The organism is Streptomyces sp. A01, assembly GCF_059026195.1.
Genome location: NZ_JBWLKN010000083.1, coordinates 1 through 1,541 on the forward strand (window position 1 = coordinate 1; position 1,541 = coordinate 1,541).

The following is a 1,541-nucleotide window of genomic DNA, read 5'->3' on the forward strand; positions in this document are numbered from 1 at the left end:
ACACCCTCGCCCACCACCGCCACACCACCCACCAACCCGCCCACTCCCTCGCCTGGGGCCTATGGGCCACCACCAGCACCATCACCGGCCAACTCGACACCACCGACCTCCAACGCATCAAACGCTCCGGCATCAACCCCCTCACCGACCACCAAGGACTCCACCTCCTCGACACCGCCCACACCACACCCCACCCCCACCTCATCCCCATCCACCTCAACCCCACAGCCCTACGCCGACAAGCCCAACAAAACACCCTCCACCCCCTCCTCCAACACCTCACCCCCACACCCCCCCACACCACCACCCCCACAAACCCCAACCCCAACCACGCCCACAACAACACCAGCACCAACGCCGACACCCTCCGCGAACAACTCACCACCCTCACACCCACCAAACAACACCAAACCCTCCTCAACCTCATCCGCACCCACGCAGCCACCAGCCTCGGACACACCACCCCCCACACCATCCAACCCGACCACGCCTTCACCGACCTCGGCTTCGACTCCCTCACCGCCGTCGAGCTGCGTAATCAACTCACCACAACCACGGGACTTCAGCTCCCCACATCACTGATCTTCGATTACCCCACCCCGACCGCCTTGGCTGACTATCTGTCCGCAGAGCTTCTCCAGGTAGACGATGCGCCGCTGTCGTCGCTGGCTCCCTCCGTCTCCTCGTCGGATGAACCGATTGCGGTGGTGGGGATGGCGTGCCGTTATCCGGGTGGCGTGTCCACGCCCGAGGCCCTGTGGGACCTGGTCGCCACGGGCACCGACGCCGTCTCCCCCTTCCCGACCAACCGCGGCTGGGACCTGGACAGGCTCTACGACCCCGACCCAGACGAACCGGGCAAGTCCTACGTCCGCGAGGGCGGCTTCCTCCACGACGCCGCCGACTTCGACCCAGCCTTCTTCGGGATCTCCCCCCGCGAGGCACAGGCAATGGACCCCCAGCAACGGCTCCTACTGGAAACCGCATGGGAAGCCATCGAATACGCGGGCATCGACGCAACCTCACTCAAAGGAAGCCCAGCCGGTGTATTCACCGGAATGATGCACTCGGACTATGCGGCACGGTTCACCACCGTCCCCGAAAGCCTCGAAGGATACTTGGGCAGCGGCAGCGCTGGCAGTGTCGCCTCCGGTCGGCTGTCGTATGCCTTCGGCCTGGAAGGTCCGGCCGTCACGGTCGATACCGCTTGTTCGTCGTCTTTGGTGGCTATGCATCTGGCCTGCCAGGCCCTGCGCAGCGGGGAATGCTCCGTGGCCCTGGCCGGTGGCGTCACCGTGATGTCCACCCCCACCGGCTTCGTGGAGTTCAGCCGACAACGGGCGCTGTCACCGGACGGGCGGTGCAAGGCGTTCGCGGCGGGTGCGGATGGGACTGGTTGGTCCGAGGGTGTGGGCATGCTCCTCCTGGAGCCGCTGTCCCAGGCCCAACGCCACGGCCACCCCATCCTCGCCCTCGTGCGCGGCAGCGCGGTCAACCAGGACGGGGCCAGCAACGGACTCACCGCCCCCAACGGCCCCTCC

At 66.5% G+C, this 1,541-nt stretch carries 1 protein-coding gene; it reads left to right on the top strand.

The genetic code is table 11. The features are described 5' to 3' along the window. Positions 1-1,541, top strand: a 1,541-nt coding sequence (locus AC5P1B_RS35595; protein WP_493892178.1) for an acyl carrier protein, incomplete at both ends; no start/stop codon positions are given.